Origin of the sequence: Ekhidna sp. (assembly GCF_039940915.1) — a bacterium.
Lineage (GTDB): Bacteria > Bacteroidota > Bacteroidia > Cytophagales > Cyclobacteriaceae > Ekhidna.
In genome coordinates, this window is sequence record NZ_JBDVFO010000001.1 from 441,142 (window position 1) to 463,600 (window position 22,459).

The 22,459-nt window shown below is 40.0% G+C and carries 21 protein-coding genes and 1 pseudogene; 13 read left to right on the top strand and 9 right to left on the bottom strand.

Going from position 1 to position 22,459, the window contains the following annotated elements; genetic code table 11:
• The first annotated feature begins 78 nt into the window (after window positions 1–78).
• Entirely contained in the window at window positions 79–663 is a 585-nt protein-coding gene (locus ABJF57_RS02005; RefSeq protein WP_462231762.1) for a hypothetical protein, read from the top strand.
• Between the two features lie 2 nt (window positions 664–665).
• On the opposite strand, the gene ABJF57_RS02010 is transcribed toward ABJF57_RS02005, so the two are convergent.
• The 3 genes from ABJF57_RS02010 to ABJF57_RS02020 form a co-directional block, all read right to left on the bottom strand.
• Window positions 666–1,649, bottom strand: coding sequence for an aldo/keto reductase (locus ABJF57_RS02010; protein WP_462231760.1), 984 nt, complete (start codon window positions 1,647–1,649; stop codon window positions 666–668).
• 1 nt (window position 1,650) lies between these two features.
• On the bottom strand, window positions 1,651–2,331 hold the full coding sequence (locus ABJF57_RS02015; RefSeq protein WP_462231758.1) for a hypothetical protein: 681 nt from the start codon (window positions 2,329–2,331) through the stop codon (window positions 1,651–1,653).
• 75 nt (window positions 2,332–2,406) lie between these two features.
• The gene (locus ABJF57_RS02020) at window positions 2,407–4,245 is read right to left on the bottom strand and encodes a YfbK domain-containing protein (protein ID WP_462231756.1); all 1,839 of its coding nucleotides are present in this window, start codon (window positions 4,243–4,245) and stop codon (window positions 2,407–2,409) included.
• A 185-nt stretch (window positions 4,246–4,430) separates the two neighbouring features.
• Here ABJF57_RS02020 and ABJF57_RS02025 point away from each other — a divergent pair.
• The 3 genes and pseudogenes from ABJF57_RS02025 to ABJF57_RS02035 form a co-directional block, all read left to right on the top strand.
• Window positions 4,431–4,718, top strand: a pseudogene (locus ABJF57_RS02025) (GIY-YIG nuclease family protein); the annotation flags it as partial.
• A gap of 147 nt (window positions 4,719–4,865) precedes the next feature.
• Window positions 4,866–5,429 carry an RNA polymerase sigma factor gene (locus tag ABJF57_RS02030; RefSeq protein ID WP_462231754.1) on the top strand — a complete coding sequence of 188 codons (564 nt, stop codon included), beginning with the start codon at window positions 4,866–4,868 and terminating at the stop codon, window positions 5,427–5,429.
• On the top strand, window positions 5,416–6,633 hold the full coding sequence (locus ABJF57_RS02035) for an energy transducer TonB (protein ID WP_462231752.1): 1,218 nt from the start codon (window positions 5,416–5,418) through the stop codon (window positions 6,631–6,633). The genes ABJF57_RS02030 and ABJF57_RS02035 overlap by 14 nt, the downstream gene beginning before the upstream one ends.
• On the opposite strand, the gene ABJF57_RS02040 is transcribed toward ABJF57_RS02035, so the two are convergent.
• Both ABJF57_RS02040 and ABJF57_RS02045 read right to left on the bottom strand, forming a co-directional pair.
• Window positions 6,617–7,339, bottom strand: a complete 723-nt coding sequence (locus ABJF57_RS02040; RefSeq protein ID WP_462231750.1) for a LytR/AlgR family response regulator transcription factor — start codon at window positions 7,337–7,339, stop codon at window positions 6,617–6,619. The genes ABJF57_RS02035 and ABJF57_RS02040 overlap by 17 nt on opposite strands.
• 5 nt (window positions 7,340–7,344) lie before the next feature.
• Window positions 7,345–8,406: a sensor histidine kinase gene (locus ABJF57_RS02045; RefSeq protein WP_462231748.1), complete on the bottom strand. Its 1,062-nt coding sequence runs from the start codon at window positions 8,404–8,406 to the stop codon at window positions 7,345–7,347.
• Window positions 8,407–8,628: 222 nt separating this feature from the next.
• Between ABJF57_RS02045 and ABJF57_RS02050 the strand changes: the two genes are divergently transcribed.
• On the top strand, window positions 8,629–10,836 hold the full coding sequence (locus tag ABJF57_RS02050; RefSeq protein ID WP_462231746.1) for a DUF5916 domain-containing protein: 2,208 nt from the start codon (window positions 8,629–8,631) through the stop codon (window positions 10,834–10,836).
• On the opposite strand, the gene prmC is transcribed toward ABJF57_RS02050, so the two are convergent.
• Window positions 10,814–11,650: a peptide chain release factor N(5)-glutamine methyltransferase gene (gene prmC, locus ABJF57_RS02055; RefSeq protein ID WP_462231743.1), complete on the bottom strand. Its 837-nt coding sequence runs from the start codon at window positions 11,648–11,650 to the stop codon at window positions 10,814–10,816. The two genes, ABJF57_RS02050 and prmC, sit on opposite strands and share 23 nt — an antisense overlap.
• Window positions 11,651–11,682: 32 nt before the next feature.
• On the opposite strand from prmC, the gene ribD reads away from it, so the two are divergent.
• The 8 genes from ribD (at window position 11,683) to ABJF57_RS02095 (ending at window position 19,197) form a co-directional block, all read left to right on the top strand.
• Window positions 11,683–12,705: a bifunctional diaminohydroxyphosphoribosylaminopyrimidine deaminase/5-amino-6-(5-phosphoribosylamino)uracil reductase RibD gene (gene ribD / locus ABJF57_RS02060; RefSeq protein ID WP_462231741.1), complete on the top strand. Its 1,023-nt coding sequence runs from the start codon at window positions 11,683–11,685 to the stop codon at window positions 12,703–12,705.
• Entirely contained in the window at window positions 12,698–13,174 is a 477-nt protein-coding gene (locus ABJF57_RS02065) for a GAF domain-containing protein (protein ID WP_462231739.1), read from the top strand. Before ribD ends, ABJF57_RS02065 begins: the two co-directional genes overlap by 8 nt.
• A gap of 77 nt (window positions 13,175–13,251) precedes the next feature.
• Window positions 13,252–15,300 (top strand): GAF domain-containing SpoIIE family protein phosphatase, encoded by a 2,049-nt coding sequence (locus ABJF57_RS02070; RefSeq protein WP_462231737.1) that lies wholly within the window; start codon window positions 13,252–13,254, stop codon window positions 15,298–15,300.
• Entirely contained in the window at window positions 15,293–15,634 is a 342-nt protein-coding gene (locus ABJF57_RS02075) for an STAS domain-containing protein (RefSeq protein WP_462231735.1), read from the top strand. The genes ABJF57_RS02070 and ABJF57_RS02075 overlap by 8 nt, the downstream gene beginning before the upstream one ends.
• Complete coding sequence (locus ABJF57_RS02080; RefSeq protein WP_462231733.1) at window positions 15,627–16,037, top strand: ATP-binding protein; 411 nt, start codon at window positions 15,627–15,629, stop codon at window positions 16,035–16,037. The genes ABJF57_RS02075 and ABJF57_RS02080 overlap by 8 nt, the downstream gene beginning before the upstream one ends.
• The gene (locus ABJF57_RS02085; RefSeq protein ID WP_462231731.1) at window positions 16,038–16,889 is read left to right on the top strand and encodes a peptidyl-prolyl cis-trans isomerase; all 852 of its coding nucleotides are present in this window, start codon (window positions 16,038–16,040) and stop codon (window positions 16,887–16,889) included.
• Complete coding sequence (locus tag ABJF57_RS02090) at window positions 16,864–18,192, top strand: peptidylprolyl isomerase (protein WP_462231729.1); 1,329 nt, start codon at window positions 16,864–16,866, stop codon at window positions 18,190–18,192. Before ABJF57_RS02085 ends, ABJF57_RS02090 begins: the two co-directional genes overlap by 26 nt.
• 42 nt (window positions 18,193–18,234) lie before the next feature.
• The gene (locus ABJF57_RS02095) at window positions 18,235–19,197 is read left to right on the top strand and encodes an AAA family ATPase (protein WP_462231727.1); all 963 of its coding nucleotides are present in this window, start codon (window positions 18,235–18,237) and stop codon (window positions 19,195–19,197) included.
• On the opposite strand, the gene pheS is transcribed toward ABJF57_RS02095, so the two are convergent.
• The 3 genes from pheS to galE all read right to left on the bottom strand — a co-directional run bounded on the left by pheS (window position 19,194) and on the right by galE (window position 22,456).
• Window positions 19,194–20,201 (bottom strand): phenylalanine--tRNA ligase subunit alpha, encoded by a 1,008-nt coding sequence (gene pheS / locus ABJF57_RS02100; RefSeq protein ID WP_462231725.1) that lies wholly within the window; start codon window positions 20,199–20,201, stop codon window positions 19,194–19,196. The genes ABJF57_RS02095 and pheS overlap by 4 nt on opposite strands.
• A 37-nt stretch (window positions 20,202–20,238) precedes the next feature.
• Entirely contained in the window at window positions 20,239–21,327 is a 1,089-nt protein-coding gene (locus ABJF57_RS02105; RefSeq protein WP_462231723.1) for a glycosyltransferase family 4 protein, read from the bottom strand.
• Between the two features lie 115 nt (window positions 21,328–21,442).
• The gene (gene galE, locus ABJF57_RS02110) at window positions 21,443–22,456 is read right to left on the bottom strand and encodes a UDP-glucose 4-epimerase GalE (protein WP_462231721.1); all 1,014 of its coding nucleotides are present in this window, start codon (window positions 22,454–22,456) and stop codon (window positions 21,443–21,445) included.
• Between the last annotated feature and the right edge of the window lie 3 nt (window positions 22,457–22,459).

Genomic DNA, 22,459 nt, shown 5'->3' on the forward strand with positions numbered 1-22,459 from the left:
TGTGGGGTGGCTTTTTGCTCTGTTTTGCTATACTTAAAAATCAAATGGTTAACTTCAACAACCATTACTTAGCATTTAATGATTTCGAACAGATCTATCTTAGGAACAGGATTTCTCCTCATTTCATTTTTTTTATTTGGACAACCCCAACACTCCTTCTCCAATATTGAGAAGCACATTGGCGAGTACTCCAATTATAAAAAACCACACCTTTTAGCATTCGACTTCTCTGATGAGGATCCTTCCTATAGAGAAATGCCATTCAAGATTATTCAGATTGTTGATAGTACGGAGACCAATCAAATTTATGGATTTGTTTACAAGGGATATCAAAACACCAAAAGACCAATCAAGTTTAAAAACGGAATGGAGTTTCAGTTCCAAAAATTTGTGAACAACTACAGCTTTCATAATCCTTTGGGTAAAAGCATTGTAATGGTTGTGACCGACTTTTGGATCGACAAAAAGAAAGAATTGAGCAAAAAATTTGGAGTTATTTCAATGAAAATAAACTACTATGAAAGTGGGCGCCTGATCTTTTCTGACATTCAGGTAGAAAGTCTTCAGAAAAGCAGCACCAAGCTAAAATTTCATGTTGCTTTAATTTCAAAGATGCTGAGTTCAAGCATGGAGAGACTGTCTGCCGAAATCACAAGTCAATAATTCTAATCCTCTATGACAACCTTCTCCAACTCTGCATTGATCGTTGCAACCTCCTCAGCGGACAGGCTAACATTCATGCTCTTCGCATTTTCGCTTGCTTGTTCCGCATTCCGAGCACCTACAAGTGCCGCTGTTATACCGGGTCGCTGAATCGTCCAACTGATCACAAGCTGGGCCAATGGAATGTTATGCGCGTCGGCAATCGGTTTAATTTTTTGTAAAAAATTATTGGTTCTGGTTCGATTCGGTTCCTTAAACCACTTGGTATTCGGTCGGTGATCGTCCCCTCTAAATTCATAATCTGAAGTAATCTTACCGGTGAGCAATCCCCTCTGCAAAGGACTATAGGCAAGAATGCCCACATTGTCTTCTAAGCAATAGGGAACAATATCTTTTTCAATCTTACGGTACACCATGCTATAGGGAGATTGAGTTGAAGTCAGTTCAACGATTTGATCAGCTCGCTTCATCATCTCCACCGTATGATTGGACATCCCAATAGCGCGTATTTTTCCTTGCTGCTGGAGTTCTCTCAAAACTTCCATCGTCTCTTCGATGGGCGTTGTGGCGTCCGGGCGATGTATCTGATAGAGGTCTATATAGTCAGTTCCCAGTCGTCGCAGACTGTCTTCCACTTCTTGCATAATACCGTCCCTGCCAGCATAGGCATACGTTTTACCCCCATCACTTGTCGGGAATTGATACTCCCCTTTTTCAGTCTTCCAGTTGAACCCAAACTTGGTGAGAATCTCGACATTCTCACGTCCCAATTCTTTGATAGCCTTTCCTACTAAGGACTCACTATGCCCAAATCCATAGACAGGAGCGGTATCAATTGAGGTCACTCCCAGATCATGGCTTTTCTTCATCGCCTTCATCGCATCTTGATCGTCATTGCCTCCCCAGGCTTGCCCTCCGATAGCCCATGCTCCGAATACGATTGGTGAAATACTCAAACCTGATTTTCCTAATTGTACTTTGTCCATGCTATTCTTGTGAATTGTTAAGATAATATCTGACTCCTAAGCTTAAACTTCTCAAACCAAGGTCTGCTCGGAAATCATTTTCTTTAAGCGGATTGGGGCCTCTTGTGGTTCCTTCTTCAAATGTTGTTTTTCTATTAAAATACTGAACCATTCCGTAACTGATCATAATAGACCAATTCTTAATTATATACTGAACCCGTGGAGTCAAGGTGAAATCGTACTCCAAAATATCTCCATGAGATGCTACGTCTAGGATCTCTCTAGAAAATGAGCCCATTCCAACTGAAGCAGAAATGAAAGAAGATATGAAAATTTTATTTGTAAACTGAAAATAGTATTCATAGCCCATTCTAATACCAAAAAGCGTTTCCTTTTTTTCTTCTTTCAGAAAAGCATTTTGCGCATCAGCCCAAATTGGGCTTCCGTGCAGAGATGTATTTTTTTCAGAGCGGGCAACAAAGTCAAGCGACAACAAATGATTTTGCCTGATGGCATATCCTGCACCCACAAAGAGTTTATAATACCTTCTTCTAAATTTTGAGTCGTTAAAGAGGGCTGTCTCAATCACGCTTTTATCCAAGTCATAAGTAACTCCTGACTCGACAAATCTCACACCTTTTTTAATCTGAGATAAAACGCTAATGGAAATGGCCATCCAAAGAATAAACAAACCTAACCTCATAGAATTTTCCTACAAGAATAATAAAAAAGACGATCCCTTTGGAATCGCCTTAAGACTCACTCAAAACACTACTTCTTATTGTGGGCTCATACTTTGAGCTAAATCCACTAACTCAATAAATTCGCTGCGATAGCCAAATTCGTCCTCTCCTTTTGCGGACTTAGCTATCTTCAATACATCAGCATAGGTTATATCTCCCTTGTATTCCGATTCACGCAATAGCATTCCAAATCCTGCAACAGCCATCGACCAATCGAGATTAGCGCTTGATTTTCTGATCTGATTTTTCACCACTTGAGTAATCAATTTACTTTGATCGCCATCCGGTTCTTTGTATCGAAATTTTACCGTCAATAACTCATCAGCATCGGCAGTCACCTGATCCTTATTCGCTTGATACTTCAATGGATCAATGTCTTTCACAAATTCACTTTCCACTCCTACCGGAATGATTTCGTACAATGCAGTCACTGTGTGACCACTTCCAAGCTCGCCCGCATCTTTCTTATCGTCATTGAAATCTTCATTGTTTAACATTCGATTCTCATATCCGATGAGTCGATAGGCTTGAACAACAGCTGGGTTAAATTCAACCTGAATCTTTACATCTTTTGCAATGGTGAACATGGTTCCCCCAAATTCATTTACTAACACTTTCTTTGCCTCCTTCATGTTGTCGATGTACGCATAGTTTCCGTTGCCTTTGTCCGCCAGAATTTCCATTTTCGAATCCTTGTAATTACCCATTCCAAACCCAAGTACCGTGAGAAATACGCCTTGGCTTCTTTTGTCCTCAATCAATCGCTCCATGGAAGCATTGCTTGAAGCTCCTACATTAAAATCACCATCGGTAGCTAGTACCACACGATTGTTTCCACCTTCTACGAATTGCTCCTTCGCGATTTTATATGCCAGTTCAATACCGGCTCCTCCAGCCGTAGACCCACCAGCCTGAAGTTGATCCAGCGCATCCATTATTTTCTTTTTGTCATTACCATCAGTAGGTTCAAGCACGACACCTGCAGCACCTGCATATACAACAATTGACACCTTATCTTGTGGGCGTAACTCATTGATCAAAAGCTTGAAAGCAGATTTCAGTAAGGGAAGTTTGTTGGGTGCACTCATGGAACCAGACACATCCAGTAAAAACACAATGTTTGACGCTGGAAGATTTTCCAGTTCAATCTTTTTTCCCTGTAGTCCTATCTGCGCAATCAAATGCTTTTCGTTCCAAGGCGCTTTTGCCACTTCTGTATTGATTGAAAATGGAGCCTTTCCTGTTGGGTTTTTATATGCGTAGTTGAAGTAATTGATCATTTCCTCTATCCGAACCACATCCTTTTGGGGAAGCTGACCATTGTTGATGAACCTTCGCATGTTGCTATAAGAAGCAGCGTCTACATCAATCGAAAAAGTAGAAAGCGCCTCATCCAATGCTTTTCTAAATCCATTTTCATGGATAGTTGCATAATCTTCGGTATTATGCTGTGGCCCTTGATCCTGAAAAAATGCCGGAGCATAGCTCATTGATCTTTTTTCGGCTTTGCTCATCTTACCTCCCATCATTACTGGTCTCGATACAACTATTTCGGCTAAATCCTCTGCAACGACTATTTCATCATATTCAAATTCAGCCATGGCTAGTGTGACATCAATTAGCTTTCTATTCCCCACTTTGATTTCTTTCGTATCAAATCCCATGGCAGAGAAAACCAAAATGGATTTTTCGTTTGCTACTTCAATGGAATAGAACCCATTGATATCAGAGGTTACGCCGTTATTCGTTCCTTTGACTGTTACATTCACTCTTGATATCGGTTGTCCTTCCTCATCATAGACAGTGCCATTCACATACTTGGCATCAACATTGAGTGCCAGTAAAACGGATAGTAAGATTATTAACTGTTTCATCTCTTTTTTCATTTGATTTGACATTGAGATGCCGGGATGAAATAGATTCCATAAAAAAATTTTATTTTTTATGGATATGGAAACGAAATAGCTTTTATCATTCTGGATTTTTGTGCAACCTCTACGTGTCATCTCGACTGAAAGGAGAGAAATTTACTTGATATGAAAGTCACAACTATTTTGTTTACATAACCACCAATCCAGCTCGATCAGTTATTTATGTAGGTGTGACAAACGATCTTGCGATTCGAATAAAGCAGCACTATGAGAATAGAGGGAATTTAAAAAATTGGGCTGGAAAATATTATTGCTATAATCTCATTTGGTGGGAAAGACATCAATATGTTAGTCACGCTATCGATAGAGAAAAAGAGATAAAAAAATGGAGAAGAGAAAAAAAGAATGAGCTAATTGAATTATCGAATCCAAACTGGGAATTCTTGAATAAGAAAATTGGTGTTTGGGTTTATTGAAATCACAATCCTCATCATGGCATCAACCAAAGCATGAGATATTCACAAATAGCAAACATCAGGTGTTTTTTAAATATTTCTCCTTCGTCGAAATGACATTTAAGAAAAAAAATCAGAGCACTCCTACCAGGTCGTTATATTCATAACTTGTCAGAAGTTAAATCCATATCACCCACAGATGAAGAAATCCTTTCCCAATACAGGGAAACAGGAGATCAAACGCTATTCGGCAATCTTTTCAATACGTATATGCATTTGGTTTATGGCTTGTGCTTGAAGTATTTCAAAAACAGAGATGATAGCCAGGACGCAACCATGGCCATCTATGAACGGATCAGCAAAAAGCTGCTTGATACGGAAGTGCAACACTTTAAAAGTTGGCTGTACATGGTGAGTAAAAATCATTGTTTGATGGAGCTGCGTAAAAAGAATCCTGAAGTTCACGCAGATGTTTTTATGGAATCTGTGGAAGCCGTGCATCTCAATGAAGATAAAGTGGAGTTGGAAAAAGACATTGAAGCACTTGAAAGCTGCATCGATGAGCTAAAATTGGAACAAAAGGAATGCGTGAAGCTCTTCTTTCTTGAGAAGAAAAGCTATCAAGAAGTGAATGAACAAACAGGAATTGATTTAAAGAAAGTGAAGAGTTACATTCAGAATGGTAAGCGAAATTTGAAAATGTGCCTCGAAAGCAAGAATGTCAGAAGATAAAAACCATAGTGAGCAATTTGAGCGGTATCTGAAAGGCCAGATGAGCCCGAAGGAAGCTAACGCATTTGAGCGAGAGGTTTTAGATGATCCTTTTGTTCAAGAAGCGCTGGAAGGTTTTGAGTCATCAGGAACAGGCGCGTTGAATGATATAGAGAAGCTAAAAGGAAAAATTTCTATTCAGAAGAAAAAATCATTCCCGATTATGAAAGTAGCTGCAACTGTCGCGCTACTCATGGTCGCTTTTTTCTCGGTTTATCTTTTTACAGGTCAACTGAATGGCGAGCAGTTAGCCATGGATGAAGAACCAATGGGAAAAATCATTCAAAACACACCCGCACCTGACACGCTTTTATTGATGGACAAGATGGATGAGCAAATTGCCGAAGAAAAAGAAGCTAGAGACATTCAAACTCAAGAGATAGATCCAGCACCAGTGGCGTCTATTAAAAGCGAAAGTGAAAAAGAATTAATGCTAACCGAAGAGGCTGATGTTGCTATTGATGTTGCGATCGCCGAAGAAGCCGCCATCGTAACACAGGAGTCTGAGATAGTCGATGTAGTGGATAACTTCATGATCGAAAACGACAGCTTTGATGATGACTTGCCAAGTCGTGTTGCAAACGTTCAGGTAGCACAAACTGAGAAGCCCGCTTTACACTTTTTCCCAGATACAGTCAACTTAGAAGAAGTAGTTATCACTGCTCAACCTCTAGTGGCTCAAAAAGAAGCATTAGGTAACGCCCCAGAAGATGCAGGTGTTGGAAAAAGAGCAAAGAAGTCTGTAGCAGGAGCCTCTTACAGAAGTACCTCTGCCGATGAAATCATTTCAGAAATGGCAGAAACTACTGAATTGGAAGAAGTGATCGAAACACCTTACGACAGTAACACAGCTGAAGGGTCTGGCTACAAGTCCGCACAGCCAGCTGAAGGGAAACGGGCATTCAAAACATATCTGGAAGAAAACTTAAAATATTCAGAAGCAGCCAAGACTAATGAAATTGAGGGGACGGTGGTATTGGAACTGGTGATTAGCTCAAGCGGTGAAATTTCAGACATCATCATCAAAAGGAGTTTAGGATACGGATGCGATGAAGAAGCTATTCGGCTCGTAAGGGAAGGGCCAGATTGGAATGCCGCAGAAAAAGACGGCCTGGCAGTTGAAGACAAGGTGAACGTACGTGTGAAGTTTAAACTTGATCTTTGAGCGCTCTCATCACTTCTGACTTATAGCTTCTCCCGATTGGGACCTCCGTCCCCCCTACCTCAATCGAAGAGCCTGAATAGGCAGCAATTTTTTTAAGCGAAATGATATACGATTTGTGGATTCTGACAAAGCAATCAGAAGGCAGTTTCTTTTCCAAATAGCTGATCTTTTGGAGCGAAACGAGCTCTTTGCCATCTTCTGTCTTTACCCGCACATAATCTTTCAAACTCTCAATATATGTAATGTCTTTGAGATAAACCTTCACCATTTTCCGATCTACCTTAAGAAAAAGAAAGGGGTCATTGGTAGGTGCAGGGGTTCCAGTAGCTTGTACCACTTCGATGGTTGATTCTCTACTCTCAACAACTTTATTGATGGACATTAAGAAGCGATCAAAGGCAATTGGCTTGAGTAGGTAATCAACTACATTTAATTCATAGCTTTCTACTGCATACTCGCGATATGCTGTTGTGAAAATTACTTTTGGAGTCGGATTTAATGCTTTTAAAAACTCTATTCCAGTGAGTTTTGGCATTTGAATATCTAAGAAAAGTAGATCTACTTTTTCTTTTTTCAACACATCAAATGCCTGAACTGCGTTACTACAAGTGCCCACCAACTCCAGCGAATCTACGCGCTGCACATACGAATGTAGTATCTCAATTGCGAGTGGTTCATCGTCAACTATCAGGCATCTTATTGGCATCAATTCTACAAGTCTAGTGTGAGTATTATAAGAAACGAATCGTCTGAGTCGTGCATTTCCAGCTTGTGCTTTTCAGGATAGAGGAGTTCAAGTCTTCTCCTTACATTTTTAATTCCTATCCCTTGCTTATAGTTAAACTGATCTTCCCTTTCCTCATGCTTACTTTTACTGTTTTCTACCTTCAAGGTTAGTTTTTCTTCTTTGAATTCAAGGTCAATGCTCACCCAAGCCTCATCCATTTCTTCACTTACACCATGCTTGAAGCTATTCTCCACAAATGGAAGTAGCATAAGAGGTGAAACGCTCCTACCTCCTGTATTACCGATCATGTTGAATGAAATATTCAATCGATCTCCGTACCTTATTTTTTCTAACGAAATGTAATCTTTGAGAAGTTTTACTTCTTTTTCTATTAGAACTTCATCAGCTGCGCATTCATACAGCATGTAATTGAGCAAATCTGAGAGTTTAAGGACTACCTCCGGTGCATCTTTGGAGTTCTTCAGCGTGAGTGCATATAAGTTGTTTAGGGTATTAAAAAGAAAGTGTGGGTGTACTTGTGCTTTAAGGAAATTCAGTTCAGCTTTCAATTTTTCCTCAATCAAAAGTTGATTTGTTTTCTGCTCGCGGAACCAATATTTAAACCACTTTATAACGATAGCCAAAATCAAAACAGGATAGACTTTGGTCGTATTCTTAAGCATCTTTCCATAATTTATAAGATGAGGTGAATAGTCGTCATCAGGCCAAAAAATTGGATCTTGGATGAGTACGTAATTGAACCAATGTAGTCCGCTAAAACCGAGAATCAGAATCGTTAGATAAATCGCAAATTCAATGTAACGTTCCTTGAAAAGAAACCTGGGCATCAAGAAATAGAGCGTGAAATAAACTGCAGGAATTTGTAAAACCGCATCGGTGAGCTGAATCAGGTATTGCCTTCCATATTGCTCTTCAAAACTGCCATATACCAGAGAAAAGAAGCTGATAAAGACAATCCAAAACACCAAATGCCACAGTATTCGGGGTGGTTTAAATAAAATATCTTCTAGCTGTACGCGACTCATGATTCATTCCTAAACGTCCAAACTTATGAATTCCGTTTCAAAATTGGACCTACATCGACAAACAACCATCCAATGCTGACAAATACCACCTCAATACTCCTGACATGCAATAGTAGCTTCAAACATGCACTTCAGGCGGTTATCTCGGTCATCCAGCTAAAAAACTAAGCATATAGCAACTAAGCATGCCTGAGTGGGTATACCCCTTCAAACCCAACTTCCATGTTTAAGCATTTATGTTCCATTTTGTTGATTTCAATTGTCTTTGAAATGCTTGGGCAAGAGACTCGACAAAACTTTCGATACTCCATTTCTAAAACACAAGAGACTGTCAATATTGATGGAGATGAAAATGATCTCGCATGGTCAATAGTCAATGATATTCCCAATTTCATTAATCATTGGCCAGTTGATTCAGGACATGCCGATGCATTAACTAAAGTGAAAGTGACTTACGATGATGAATTCCTCTATGTATTGGCTTTATGCTTTGACAATGGAAGTCGAGTGGTACAGTCACTGCGTAGAGATGATGATGAGGGGCACTGGAATAGCGACAATTTCACCTTTGTCATCGACCCGATGAACAACAAACAAAATGGCTTCATGTTTGGAGTCAATGCAGGGGGCTCTCAAATCGAAGCACAGCTTAATGTTCAGGGACCACGAACGGAATACGATCAAAACTGGGACAACAAATGGTACTCCACGGTAAGGAATTATGGAGATCATTGGACAGTGGAAATGGCAATCCCTTTCAAGACGTTGAGGTATACGCCCAACCAATCAGAATGGGGAATCAACTTCATACGTGGAGATATGGAGCGCAATGTGTACTCTACCTGGACACAATTTCCACTGAACTATGGGGGTATAGACCTAAATTTCATGGGAACCCTTGACTGGGATCAAAGCCCAAAAAAGGCAAATGGGAAAGTAGTTTTAATACCCTATTTGTCGGGAGGCACTCAACGAGATTTTGAAGAAGAAGAACAAAGAAGCTACGACAAGAGCTCTGATGTCGGATTAGATGCTAAAGTAGCAATTACAGGCTCTCTCAACTTAGACCTTACGGTAAACCCTGATTTTTCAAATGTCGATGTAGATCAACAAGTCACGAACTTATCCAGATTCAGCATCTTCTTCCCGGAACGAAGGAATTTCTTTCTAGAAAATGGAGACATCTTTTCCAACTTTGGGAGCTGGCAGATCTCACCTTTCTTCAGTCGACGGATTGGTCTAATTGATGGTGAGCAAGTGCCTATTCTATACGGTGCCAGGCTGACCGGTAATGCATCTAGGAAAACAAGAATTGGGGTGCTCAATGTGCAAACCAGAGAGTTTGATTCCTTAGCTGCACAAAACTATTCAGTAGCTGCGATTCATCAGCAGGTGTTGGATAGGTCTGTCATCAAAGCTATTTTCATTAATCGAGAGGCAAGTGGTTCATTCGTAGAAAATCAATATGCCAGAAATGGTGGAATAGAATTTGCCTACCTATCTAACAATGGAAAGTTTGGAAATACGGTTCGCTTCCATACCGCATATACCCCTGAAAAGCTTAGTGATAATCACTTTTATGGCTTCAATGGCAATTACATGAGTCGTAACCTTCGAATGGGTTGGTCACTGGATATTGTTGGAGAAAATTACATCACCGAACTTGGATTTAACCCAAGATTAGAAAACTACAATGCTGAGACCGAGGAAACCAAGCGAAAAGGATTCACCCGGATAAATCCATGGGTTAACTACCGATTTTTCCCAAGGACAGGAAAAATAAACTCACATGGGCCTGTCTCCTGGTTTAATATGTGGTTAAATCAAGATGGCACTGGGGTCAATGAACGAGTGAATGGATTAGGCTATAATGTGAATTTCAAAAACACTTCTTGGTTACGGCCAAATATTGTGTATCGAGAAGTTAACCTTCCTGTTCCCACCTCCTTAATTGGTGATGATTTTGAACCTCTACCCGTAGCAAATTATCGATTTACCCGCGCGGATATTAGGTACAATACCGATCGAAGAAAAGTGGTAAGCGCTAACCTAATTTTCGGTTTTGGGAATTTTTTCAACGGCACTCGCATCAATACCTCCACTGGTTTGAATTTCAGAGCTCAGCCATGGGGAAACTTTGGAATATCCTATGACTACAATAAGGTAGAATTGCCAAGAGCCTACGGAGAATCAGATTTTCACCTATTGCGGACAAATGCGCAAATCAGCTTCTCGAATACCATGTTTTTGACGTCAGCCATTCAGTTCAATTCGCAAAGCGAGAACTACAATTTCTTCACCAGATTTCAATGGCGTTATCGTCCTATGTCGGATTTGTTTCTGGTTTACACAGACAACTATGAGATGGATGGACTGGGTTTAAAAAACAGGCAGGTAGTATTTAAAGCTACCTACTGGCTGAATTTGTAGCCGATATCATTCGATCCTTTCCTTGCATATCCTTATGGAGGATAACATCTGTGTAGCCTACTTTTTGAAGATGATTTTTTACTTCGTTTCCAAAATTCTCATGAATCTCAAAATAGAGCTTACCTCCTTTTTTTAAATGATCCAATCCCTTCTTAGCTATTCGCTTATAAAATAGAATCGGATCCTCATCCGGGACGAAAAGTGCCTGCGATGGCTCAAAATCGAGTACATTTTCACGCATTTCCTTCTGATCGCTAAGAGGAATATAGGGCGGATTACTCACAAGAATATCCAAATTACTTTCTGGCAAATCTTCTTTCAAAATATCGCTCACCGAAAAGGCGACATCAGCTTCGAGCTTACGCGCATTTTTGGAAGCTATCGCTATGGCTTCTCTCGATACATCTGTCCCAAATACCTCTCCCTTAAGCTCGTTCGCCAAAGTAATTGCTATGCAGCCAGAACCAACACCAACATCCATTACTTTCGGCTTGATAAGATCATTTTCCTGAATTATTGCCTCGCAAAGTTCCTCTGTTTCAGGTCTTGGTATCAATGCCCCACGTGCAATGTGAAACTTCCTTCCGTAGAAATCTGCCACCCCTGTTACATACTGTATCGGCTCTCCATTCAATAGTCTATCAATGTATTCATCAATTCCTGTCAGGTGCTTCTGTATTTTCACCTCGGCGAGAATATCTGAGCGTGAGATATCAAACACATCCTCCAGAAGGAGATAGGTTATATTTTCAGCTTCGCGCCTATCATAAATTTTTTCGAGACGTTTCGCTGTTTCTTTCCAGATTTGTTTCACATTTTGCATTGCAAAGCGAAACTACACATTCAATGGATGATCGTCGATACATGAAACGAGCGCTGGAGCTTGCCGAAAAAGGAAGAGGCAGCGTTTCTCCAAACCCAATGGTTGGATGTGTTGTCGTTCATGGAAATACAATAATTGGAGAAGGTTTCACCAGTCCATATGGAGGACCCCATGCCGAGGTAAATGCCATTAGCTCCGTAAAAGATCACAGCATGCTTACCGAAAGCACAGCCTATGTGACATTGGAGCCTTGTGCACATCATGGAAAAACTCCTCCCTGTGCAGACCTTTTGGTTGAAAAAAAACTGAAACGTGTAGTAGTAGCCATTAGAGATCCATTTGAGCAAGTTGATGGGAGAGGAATTGAAAAGCTAAAAGCTGCTGGCATTGAAGTCGAAGTAGGACTACTGGAAAAAGAAGCAGAAGTTTCCAACATCAGATTCTTCACTTCAGTTATTAAAAGTAGACCCTTCGTTATTCTCAAATGGGCGCAAACTGCCGATGGATTGGTTGCCAGAGAAAATTACGACTCTAAATGGATCAGCAATTCATACTCAAGGCAGTTGGTGCACAAATGGAGGGCAGAAGAAGATGCCATTCTGGTTGGGAAAAATACTGCGATCTATGACAACCCATCGCTTACAGCCAGGGAATGGTCTGGAAAAAATCCAACTCGCGTTTTGTTGGACAGTAACCTTGAAGTAAAAAAAGATTGCAGCCTATTTGATGGTGCGGCTCCTACAATCGTTTTCAATTCCTTAATGGAAGAAAAAAGGAAAAATATTACTTGGCTTAAGACTGAGATGAACAATCCATGGAGCGTACTGCGAAAGCTCCATGAGCACAATATCCAGTCGGTAATTGTTGAGGGAGGAGCTCAAGTTTTGAACTCTTTCATCAATGAAAATTGTTGGGATGAGGCAAGAGTGTTTATATCGGAAAATAAGTTTACAAAAGGCATTCCAGCACCATCATTAGATGGAATCATAGTAAAAGAAGAAGCAGTTTTCAATGACCAACTATTAACCTATAGAAATAATGGCTGAAGATTTAACCCTTTTAAAAGAGGCAAGCAAAGAAGAAAAGTATCAATCACTCATACCTCAGATTGAAGGATTGATGTATGGAGAAAAAAATTTGGTTGCGAACCTAGCCAATATCTCTGCCGCGCTTAAAGAAGGCATGGATTTCTTTTGGGTTGGTTTCTATTTGGTTGACTCTGAAGATGAATTGGTTTTGGGCCCCTTTCAGGGACCTGTGGCATGCACTCGCATACGAAAAGGTAAAGGAGTTTGCGGTACAACCTGGGAAAAAGAGGAAGTACTGATTGTTCCAAATGTGGATGAATTTCCCGGCCATATAGCCTGCGCATCAGCATCAAAGTCAGAGATCGTTTTGCCCCTACGAAAAGATGGGGAGGTAATCGGTGTGCTGGATGTTGACAGTGATCAGCTAAATGATTTTGATCACACCGATCAGCAATACCTCCAACAAATCCTTGATTTACTTCCTTAACATACTTTAACCACAACACCTCAGGTAGTAGTCATTATATAGGTCAAGCACTGTATTTTTGCGGGGTGACAGATAAGGTGAAAATACGACTGAGTTTTCTCGGAGCAATTATTTGCTGGCTGTTATTTACAGGTGCAAGTATTTACTTGCTACTGGTAGAGAGCTATGAGATGAAAGTGGATTTTTCCAACTTCTTTCCTCAATTGTGCTTCACCGGTTTTGTACTTTTTACTTTTGCCTACTACCGATACATTATCACAAAGGCAGACAGCCTCAACTTCACCGATCTCCTTTGGAAAGTATTTATTACCGGCCTCATTACGACGCTTATATCGCTAGCCATTCAGCTTTTTTTCTCCGTATTTGCCTCTACTTCGTTGATCGAGAGTCCTCTCACGATCAATTTTTTTTACAACGTGCTCATTGCATTAGTTGTGATTTTCATGGTCTCCACCATGGTAGTTTGGAAACGTCTAATCTTATATCAGAAGTCTAAAAATTTACTTCAGCTATGGGGCTTTTTCGAAATCGCGCTAGTTGCTTCCATGCTTTTCGATTTTTGGGGCATTGACTTTGGAGAACCCAAATTCAGACTCACCCTTGTAATCCTGGGTTGCTTCTCTCTCATATTGGTATTCAATCTGAAATGGGTTGCATATCTAAATTTCCGACAAAAATGGAAAGGGATTTTATTTATCGTTCTTTCAGGCATATACCTATATCATTTTTTATTGAATCTGTTAAGGTTTTCCTACACGGAGGTTCTTGTCATAGACTTGCTTGACCGAACTTTTATAGTTGGTCTATTTGGCTTCCTCTTTTTCTATGCTACCATCTCCGTATTGGTTACTCTTTTCAATTTACCCACCTCTTCTGTATTCGAACAAAAGCTGAAAGAAGCGCTGGATTTTCAGAAATTGAGCCAATCCATTCCTCGTGGCGAAACTAAAGATCAGACGTATGAAATTCTTCTTGAAAGCTCAATGAGTGCTGTTTTTGCAGACGCGGCATGGTTGGAAATAAAAGATGAAGCCGAAACAACCCAAGTCATTAGAGGTTTAAAAGATGAAGAAGTCGCTGAAATTAAAACGGTCATCAAAGGTGAAACAATAAAATCAATCCTGAGGTTTGCACTTAAAAACGATGTGAATCCCGGAAAACTAACGGATGACCTAAAGCATTCTCGCTACAAATCAATCATCGCCTTGCCCATAATGATTCAGAACAAACAGGTGGGCTTCATTGTATTATTAAATGAAGTGTCTGAAGCATTTAACCGAGAGATGGTGAATATCATTACCACTTTTGTCAATCAAGCGAGTGTCTCTTTGGAAAACCTGACATTGATACAAGAGTCGATTGAAAACGAGAGATACAAAGAGCAGCTTAAAATTGCTAAGAATGTACAAAAAAGTCTTCTACCCACATCATTGGTAAACAATGATCATTTAACGATGGAAGCATACTCTATGGCTGCAGATGAGGTAGGTGGTGACTACTATGACATTTTGGAGTATCAAAAAAATAGATTTGGATTAATCATTGGTGATGTATCAGGAAAGGGCACAAGTGCTGCTTTTCAAATGGCCCAAATGAAAGGTATTTTTCACAGCCTGGCCAATCAGGGTATTTCGCCTGAAGACTTCAACAAAAAAGCCAATGCAGCACTTAGTCAATGCCTCGAAAAAACCTCCTTCATTACTTCTACCTATTTTGACATCAATACCGAAGCGGGTATTCTTACGTTTTCAAGAGCCGGCCATTGCCCCAGCCTATTCTATTGTAAAAATGAGAACACAGTTGATTATTTGAAATGTGATGGCATGGGATTGGGGATGGTAAGAAACTCAAGCTATGCAGATTACGTTCATAGCAATACTGTTAGCTATCATGCTGGTGATACGCTTTTGCTTTATACCGATGGCATCACCGAGGCAAAAAATCAAGATGGTGAGCAATTTGGGGACGTTCGTCTAAAAGAATCTTTTACCACCCATGCCTCAAAAGCACCCGACCAAGTAAAGGAAGGAATTAAAAATGATCTCTCTGAATTTATAGGAGACATGATTATTGATGATGATTATACATTGGTAGTAGTCCAATTTAAAGACAACAAGAATGGCTGATATAAGCACAGAAAATAAGGATGGAATACACTTCATTACAGTGAATGGTGAAATTGACGCAGGATCAAGCATATACCTTGACGATGCGTTAAAAGCAGCGCTTGAAAATGATGAGAAAAAAATTGTCGCTGATTTGTCGGGACTACACTATATCTCTTCAGCCGGTTTAGGCGTATTTATCTCTCACTTAGATGAATTCAAACTAAAGAATATCCAACTGGCTCTTTTCGGAATAAACGAAACAGTGAAACAAGTATTTGATATTCTCGGTTTAGAAAAGTTATTGACAATAGAAAAAACAAAAGAAGAGGCGATAAACTCGTTTGATGAATAGCAAATTGACCATAGGGTGTGATAAGAATGAATTGGTACGCGTACGCCAATTCACTTCTGATATGCTTGAGGAGCACAAAGTACCTGATCTCCAGGCGCACAAACTTGTGTTGGCTGTGGATGAAGTATGTGCCAACCTCATTATACATGCAAATGATTGCAATCCAGATAGCAGGATTGAGTACAACATCATTTTTAAACCGAAGCAAATTGTTTTCACATTCAAGGATCGAGGAGTAGGGTTTGACATCAACGAATATGAATCGCCCTCTATGGAAGAGCTGGTTTCATCGAGAAGACAAGGTGGTCTAGGCTTAATGTTGGTCAAAAGAATAATGGACAAAATTGAGTTCTCTACTGAAAAGAATCACAATATTTGCAGGCTCATAAAAATGTATCCTTAAGTGAGAAATATCCTCATTTTCAGTCTACTCTCGCTGGCGAGTTGTCAGTATTTTCAACCAAAGGAAGAAACTTCTGAGCCAGTAATCGCTCGAGTGGGTGAAAAGACGTTGGTAGAATCGAACCTTCTTGGTCTGATACCCGCCAATCTTTCTCCAACAGACAGTACCATTTTTGTAGAGAAGTTCGTTTTGGATTGGGTGAAAAAGCAGCTGATGATTGGTCAAGCTGAAGAAGCTATCGATTTCAATGAGGCCCGGATTCAGCAAAAAGTGTTGGATTATCAATATGCATTGATGGTGCACGAACTAGAAAAAAAATACATCGATTCCCATCTGAATGAAGATGTAAGTGAGGATGAAATCGCAGATTACTACCAACAAAAAGCAGAAAACTTTGTGCTCAGACAAAACCTTGCCAAGTGCATTTATTTTAAAATCCCAAACTCAGCTCCAAATGTTTGGAGACTTAGGAGAAGTTTGAAAAACTACCCGAAAGACACAACACAGATATGGGAATACGCAAACGAGCATGCTGTAAAAACATTCACAGAAGATTCTGTTTGGATTAAGTTTGATGAAGTTCTTTTAGAGACTCCATTAAAAGATGTAAATGATAAATCTGCTTTCCTGAAAACCAACAGTTCCGTTGAAGTATCCGATGAAGACTACATTTATTTTTTAAAAATATTTGAATATAAAATTGTCGGGGAAATAGCTCCGCTTGAATTCATTAAAGAAAGCGTTGCAGATATCATCATCAACAAACGAAAAATTGCTCTGAAAAAAGAGCTGGAAAAGAAAATTTATGACGAAGCACAACAAACAAATGCGTTTGAGATTTATAGCAATTAGTATCACTATTTTATCCTCCATTACTTCCATTGCCCAAAACAATGAAGTAGTCATTGACAAGATCATTGCCAAGGTAGATGACTATATCATTTTGAAATCGGAATTGGAACGTTCCTATCTTGATTTTCTTTCCAGAGGAGAAATGAGAGGAAGCAATGCCAAATGTGAAATTCTCCAGCAGCTTGTAGTGAATAAGATGTTGATGGCTCAGTCTGAAATAGACTCCATTTTTGTTGATGATGGTGAAGTCAATCAAAACCTTGATAGAAGAATGTCTGTCATGGCCCAGCAATTTGGTGGTGAAGCTGAAATAGAAAGAGCCTACGGGAAGAGTATAGAACAAATTAGGTCTGAAATTTTTGACAACATCAAAGAGCAGCTGACCATACAGAGAATGCAATCAGAGCTCACTTCAAGCATGAAGATCACACCTTCAGAAGTGAAAAAATTCTTCCGAAACATCCCTCAAGATTCATTGCCCTATTTCTCTACTGAAGTTTCCATTGCTCAGATTGTAAAAGAACCAGAGCCAGGAAAGATTCAGAAAGACAAGGTTAGGAATCTCCTAACGGATATCCGAAACAGGATTGAAAGAGGTGAATCGTTCGAAGCATTGGCCAAACAATATTCACAAGATCCCGGATCTGCAGCTAGAGGCGGACAGCTTGGTTTCTATGGCAGAGGAGAACTTGCACCCGAATATGAAGCTGCGGCACTGTCCATGACTCCTGGAGGTATTTCAAAGCCAGTAGAGACACAGTTTGGCTTTCATTTAATACAACTCCAAGAAAAGCGTGGCAATACCTACAAAACACGTCACATTCTAATTTCCCCTCAACCGAATCAAGCGGATTACCAACAAGCTGAAAACTTTCTTGATAGCATGAGGAATTTAATTTTGAATGATAGCATCACCTTTCAGGCAGCAGCAAAAGAGCATTCAGACGATCAGCTTACTTCCTCAGCTGGTGGCTTCTTTCAAGATGAGAGCGGAGCGTTGAGAATACCAGCAGAAACCTTAGACCCAAATATATTTTTCACTATTGACACAATGAAAATTGGGAATATTACCAAACCCATTCGATTTCAAAAAGAAGATGGTAGTTATGCCTATCGCATGATCTACTACAAAAACAAAGTAGCCCCCCATCAAGCAAATCTCGACGATGACTATCAGAAAATTGCCACGGCAGCTTTAGCTCAAAAAAAGAATGGCAGAATCTCCAGGTGGTTTGATAAAGCCAGGAGTAATGTATTTATCGAAGTAGATCCAGAATACAATAATTGTAACCTCACGAACTAAAATTCGATTAACCAAAAGGCAATCGAATGAAAACTAATTAGTATGGCAGAAACAAAGGATGTGAAACTCGCAGATGAGTTAGCAAAGGATTTTATAAATCTGGAAACCGAGATCTCTAAAAAGATCATAGGCCAATCAGATGTAGTTCGGTTACTCATCACTTCACTTTTCTGCAATGGTCATTCGCTGCTAGTTGGAGTTCCTGGACTAGCGAAGACCTTACTCGTTCAGACAGTATCCAAGTGTCTGGGCCTTGATTTTAACCGCATTCAATTTACGCCAGATTTAATGCCTTCTGACATTCTGGGTGCTGAGACATTGGACAAAGAGCGTAATCTCAGGTTTATTCAAGGACCGGTGTTCTCGAATGTTATTCTTGCCGATGAAATTAACAGAACCCCTCCAAAAACACAGTCAGCACTACTTGAAGCGATGCAAGAAGGAGCTGTGACTATCGCTGGTGCTAATTACGTATTGGACAAGCCATTTTTTGTGTTAGCTACTCAAAATCCGATTGAACAAGAAGGAACATACCCGTTGCCAGAGGCGCAGTTAGATAGATTCATGTTTATGATAAAGCTTGACTATCCTAAATATGAAGATGAAGTCACTGTCATAAAAAACACCACATCTGAGCAAACAGATGAGATTTCTGAAATAATCAGCAAGGAGCAAATCATCAACTATCAGCAATTGATACGTAAAGTTCCTGTAGCAGATAATGTATTCGAATACGCTGTGAATCTTGTTTCTAAAACACGCCCAAATGGCGAAAAAGCAGATAAAATCTCACAAGAATATTTGGAATGGGGAGCCGGACCGAGGGCGGGTCAATTTTTAATACTTGCCGCCAAGTGTAACTCTTTGATCAACGGGAAATATTCGCCGGATATTGAAGATGTAAAATCCATAGCAGCCCCAGTGCTCCGTCACCGAATAGTTAGAAACTTCAAAGCAGAGGCTGAAGGAATGACAGAGGAGAAGATCATTTCAGATCTCCTTTAGAACTGTTTTAAAAATCTGACATCATTTTCTGAAAACAACCTCAAATCATCCAATTGATATTTGAGCATAGTCACTCGCTCTATTCCCATACCAAAGGCAAAACCACTGTACTTGGTTGAGTCTATGCCACAATTTTCTAAAACATTTGGATCGACCATTCCTGAGCCTGCTATCTCTACCCACCCGGTTTGTTTACATATTTTGCATCCACTTCCTCCGCATATGAAGCAACTAATGTCTATCTCGGCACTTGGTTCCGTAAAAGGGAAATATGAAGGTCGTAAACGTATTTTAGTCTGCTTTCCAAACATCTCTTTAGAGAAATGATAGAGCGTGTTCTTAAGGTCTTTGAAGCTGATATTTTCTCCCACCACGAGCCCCTCCACCTGATGGAAAAAACAGTGAGCTCTAGCTGAAATCGCCTCGTTACGAAAAACTCTTCCAGGCATGATTGCTCGAATAGGTGGTTTCTTTTTATTCATCAGACGAATCTGCACATTGGAAGTGTGCGTCCTCAAAAGCATGTCAGGATTCTTTTCAATGAAATAGGTATCCTGCATCTCCCTGGCTGGATGATTCTCTGGGAAGTTGAGCGCTGTGAAATTATTCCAATCATTATCTATTTCCGGGCCATCCTCAACATTGAAGCCCTGCCGTTCAAAAATTTCAATTATGCGGCTTCTTGTTTGAGAAATGGGATGAATAGAACCTTCTGAGCCAAAAGCTCCAGGGAGTGTGACATCTACTTCAGCAGAAGAGGTAGAAGAGAAGCCTACAGATTCTGACAGCTCTTTCAGCTTAGTTTGAGCAAGGTTTTTAAGCTTGTTTAAAGCTGGGCCAAGCTCTCTCTTTTGCTCTGAGGGCACTTGCTTAAATTGCTCAAAAAGTTCATTTACAACATTGTTCCTCCCAACAAACTTCAGTCGAAAACTTTCGATTTCTTCCTCCGTATTGGCAGTTGCATTCTCAACCTCTGAAATAAATGATTTAACCTTGTCCAGCATACTTCTTGCGATTCAAATTGAATTGCAAAAATAGCAATTATACTGAGGTATGTTCTTTGCTTAATTTGATTTCTGGAGGGACAATTTTAGAAAGCCTATTGGCCTCACGTTTGATTACCTTCCTGTCCAACAGTACCCCTATGGTCACAGTCACCAAAGTCATTGCTAGCATAACCCAAAGCTCTCCAATCTCCTGAAAAGTGACAACCAGCATGATAATCAAAATATTGTAGCCGATCAGGCAAATTGTGGCTTGGGCATGGTTCAAACCCAACTTTAGAAGCACATGATGAATGTGGTTTCTGTCTGGAGAGAGTGGATGCCTGCCAGTAAAAAAGCGAATAAGGAAAACGCGAAGTGTATCGTAAACTGGAAGCACAAACAGCGCTAAGCTAGTGGCTACAGGTGATAGAATAACAGAAGGTGGAGATGGCGTTGTTAAAAATTTAATCATCAGCGCAGTAAGCATGAATCCAAAAACCATGGAGCCTGTATCTCCCATGAAAACTTTTGACGGATACCAGTTATAGAGAAGAAAAGCTAATGATGCGCCTGCAATCGAACATGCGATTGCAGAATCTACCAGATACCCGCTTTGATAAGCAGCCCATCCCAAAAATGAAGCTATTATCAATGCTATGCAGCCTGCCAGGCCATCAATCCCATCAATAAGGTTGAACGCGTTTGTCATTACAACAATCACGAATACAGTGAACAATTCATCAAAAACCCATGGAAAAGTCTCCACTCCAAACAAGCCGTTCAAACCAGAAATCTTAATGCCTCCAAAAAAAACTATCAAAGTAGCGGAGAAAATTTGTACAACTAGCTTATGATTTGCTTGAAGACTTGAAAGATCATCTCTAACACCAAGCAGAAATATGAGGATGGTTCCACCTAGGAAGTACTTTTGAGAAGCTAAATCTGCAAACGTGATGGAAATCAACAGCGCAAGCAAAATTCCCATAAAAATTCCGATTCCGCCTAAACTTGGTGTGCTGATGCTGTGGATTTTCCTTTTATCCGGACGATCAAGTAAATCTATTGACCTAAATAGTCGAATGATCACTGGCATCAATGTCAGTGTTACTAAAAAGGAGGTTGCTATGGCGAGCGGTAATATCATAGTCTATTTTAAAATAAAGGCATCACACCTAAATCCGAACTCAAAAATGTGAATTTTTACAGGGATTTTATAACTATTTCGCCAAAAGGATGAATTTCATAGGTGAATTACTGTCTTATTCCTTCGATAAAGTCTTCTGCCACTCCCAGGCTGATTCCATCATCGCATCCAGGTCATGCTCCGCTTTCCAACCAAGCATTTTGTTGACCTTGGTTGTATCTGCAAAAATCTTCTCAATATCTCCTGGCCTTCTAGCAACAATTTCATAATTCAACTTTAAACCTGAAACTTTCTCAAATGATTTGATGACCTCCAATACAGAGTTGCCATTTCCAGTTCCCACATTGAAAAACTCATAATTCCCTTCCATTTTTTCTGAAAACTCCAAAGCAGCGATATGAGCTTTTGCTAAATCTACCACATGGATATAGTCTCTGATGCATGTACCATCAGGCGTATCATAATCACCTCCAAAAACGCTAAGTTTTTCCCTTATCCCAGCCGCAGTTTGCGTTATGAAGGGAACCAAGTTACTCGGAACACCTAGGGGGAGTTCGCCAATTAAGGCACTTTCATGCGCACCGGTTGGGTTGAAATAGCGAAGAGAAATCGCATTAAATGCCTCTTGAGAATTACAAAAATCTTCAATGATCTCCTCTCCTACTTGCTTTGTATTACCATAGGGTGATTCTGCTTGCTGCTTGGAAAATTCTTCTGTAACCGGTAAGGCATCTGGCTGTCCGTACACTGTACATGAGGAGGAGAACACGAATCGATTCACTCTAAACTCTTGGCACATCTCAAGCAAGTTCATCAAGGAAATGAGGTTATTCTTATAGTATAAGAGTGGCTCTTTCACAGACTCTCCTACTGCTTTGTATGCAGCAAAATGGATGACAGAATCTATTTCATTTTCCTGAAAAACAGTTTTCACTTTCGCTAATTCTGTTAAATCAATATGAATAAACTTGACCTCTTTACCAGCAATCTTTTCTACTTGATCCTTAACATCAGCGCGTGAATTGGATAAATTATCTACGATGATAACATTACATCCTCTATTCAATAACTCAACAGATGTGTGCGAGCCTATGAACCCCAGTCCTCCTGTCACCAGCACATTCTTCATTTC

What these genes read in the sequence shown, in the direction of transcription:
- ABJF57_RS02065 (WP_462231739.1), top strand. Translation starts at nt 12,698, where the DNA reads ATGGCTGAAGATTTAACCCTTTTAAAAGAGGCAAGCAAAGAAGAAAAG.
- galE (WP_462231721.1), bottom strand. Translation starts at nt 22,456, where the DNA reads ATGAAGAATGTGCTGGTGACAGGAGGACTGGGGTTCATAGGCTCGCAC.
- ABJF57_RS02015 (WP_462231758.1), bottom strand. Translation starts at nt 2,331, where the DNA reads ATGAGGTTAGGTTTGTTTATTCTTTGGATGGCCATTTCCATTAGCGTT.
- ABJF57_RS02105 (WP_462231723.1), bottom strand. Translation starts at nt 21,327, where the DNA reads ATGATATTACCGCTCGCCATAGCAACCTCCTTTTTAGTAACACTGACA.
- ABJF57_RS02095 (WP_462231727.1), top strand. Translation starts at nt 18,235, where the DNA reads ATGGCAGAAACAAAGGATGTGAAACTCGCAGATGAGTTAGCAAAGGAT.
- ABJF57_RS02090 (WP_462231729.1), top strand. Translation starts at nt 16,864, where the DNA reads ATGCGTTTGAGATTTATAGCAATTAGTATCACTATTTTATCCTCCATT.
- pheS (WP_462231725.1), bottom strand. Translation starts at nt 20,201, where the DNA reads ATGCTGGACAAGGTTAAATCATTTATTTCAGAGGTTGAGAATGCAACT.
- ABJF57_RS02045 (WP_462231748.1), bottom strand. Translation starts at nt 8,406, where the DNA reads ATGAGTCGCGTACAGCTAGAAGATATTTTATTTAAACCACCCCGAATA.
- ABJF57_RS02075 (WP_462231735.1), top strand. Translation starts at nt 15,293, where the DNA reads ATGGCTGATATAAGCACAGAAAATAAGGATGGAATACACTTCATTACA.
- ribD (WP_462231741.1), top strand. Translation starts at nt 11,683, where the DNA reads ATGGATGATCGTCGATACATGAAACGAGCGCTGGAGCTTGCCGAAAAA.
- ABJF57_RS02040 (WP_462231750.1), bottom strand. Translation starts at nt 7,339, where the DNA reads ATGCCAATAAGATGCCTGATAGTTGACGATGAACCACTCGCAATTGAG.
- ABJF57_RS02020 (WP_462231756.1), bottom strand. Translation starts at nt 4,245, where the DNA reads ATGAAACAGTTAATAATCTTACTATCCGTTTTACTGGCACTCAATGTT.
- ABJF57_RS02010 (WP_462231760.1), bottom strand. Translation starts at nt 1,649, where the DNA reads ATGGACAAAGTACAATTAGGAAAATCAGGTTTGAGTATTTCACCAATC.
- ABJF57_RS02050 (WP_462231746.1), top strand. Translation starts at nt 8,629, where the DNA reads ATGTTTAAGCATTTATGTTCCATTTTGTTGATTTCAATTGTCTTTGAA.
- ABJF57_RS02005 (WP_462231762.1), top strand. Translation starts at nt 79, where the DNA reads ATGATTTCGAACAGATCTATCTTAGGAACAGGATTTCTCCTCATTTCA.
- ABJF57_RS02035 (WP_462231752.1), top strand. Translation starts at nt 5,416, where the DNA reads ATGTCAGAAGATAAAAACCATAGTGAGCAATTTGAGCGGTATCTGAAA.
- ABJF57_RS02080 (WP_462231733.1), top strand. Translation starts at nt 15,627, where the DNA reads ATGAATAGCAAATTGACCATAGGGTGTGATAAGAATGAATTGGTACGC.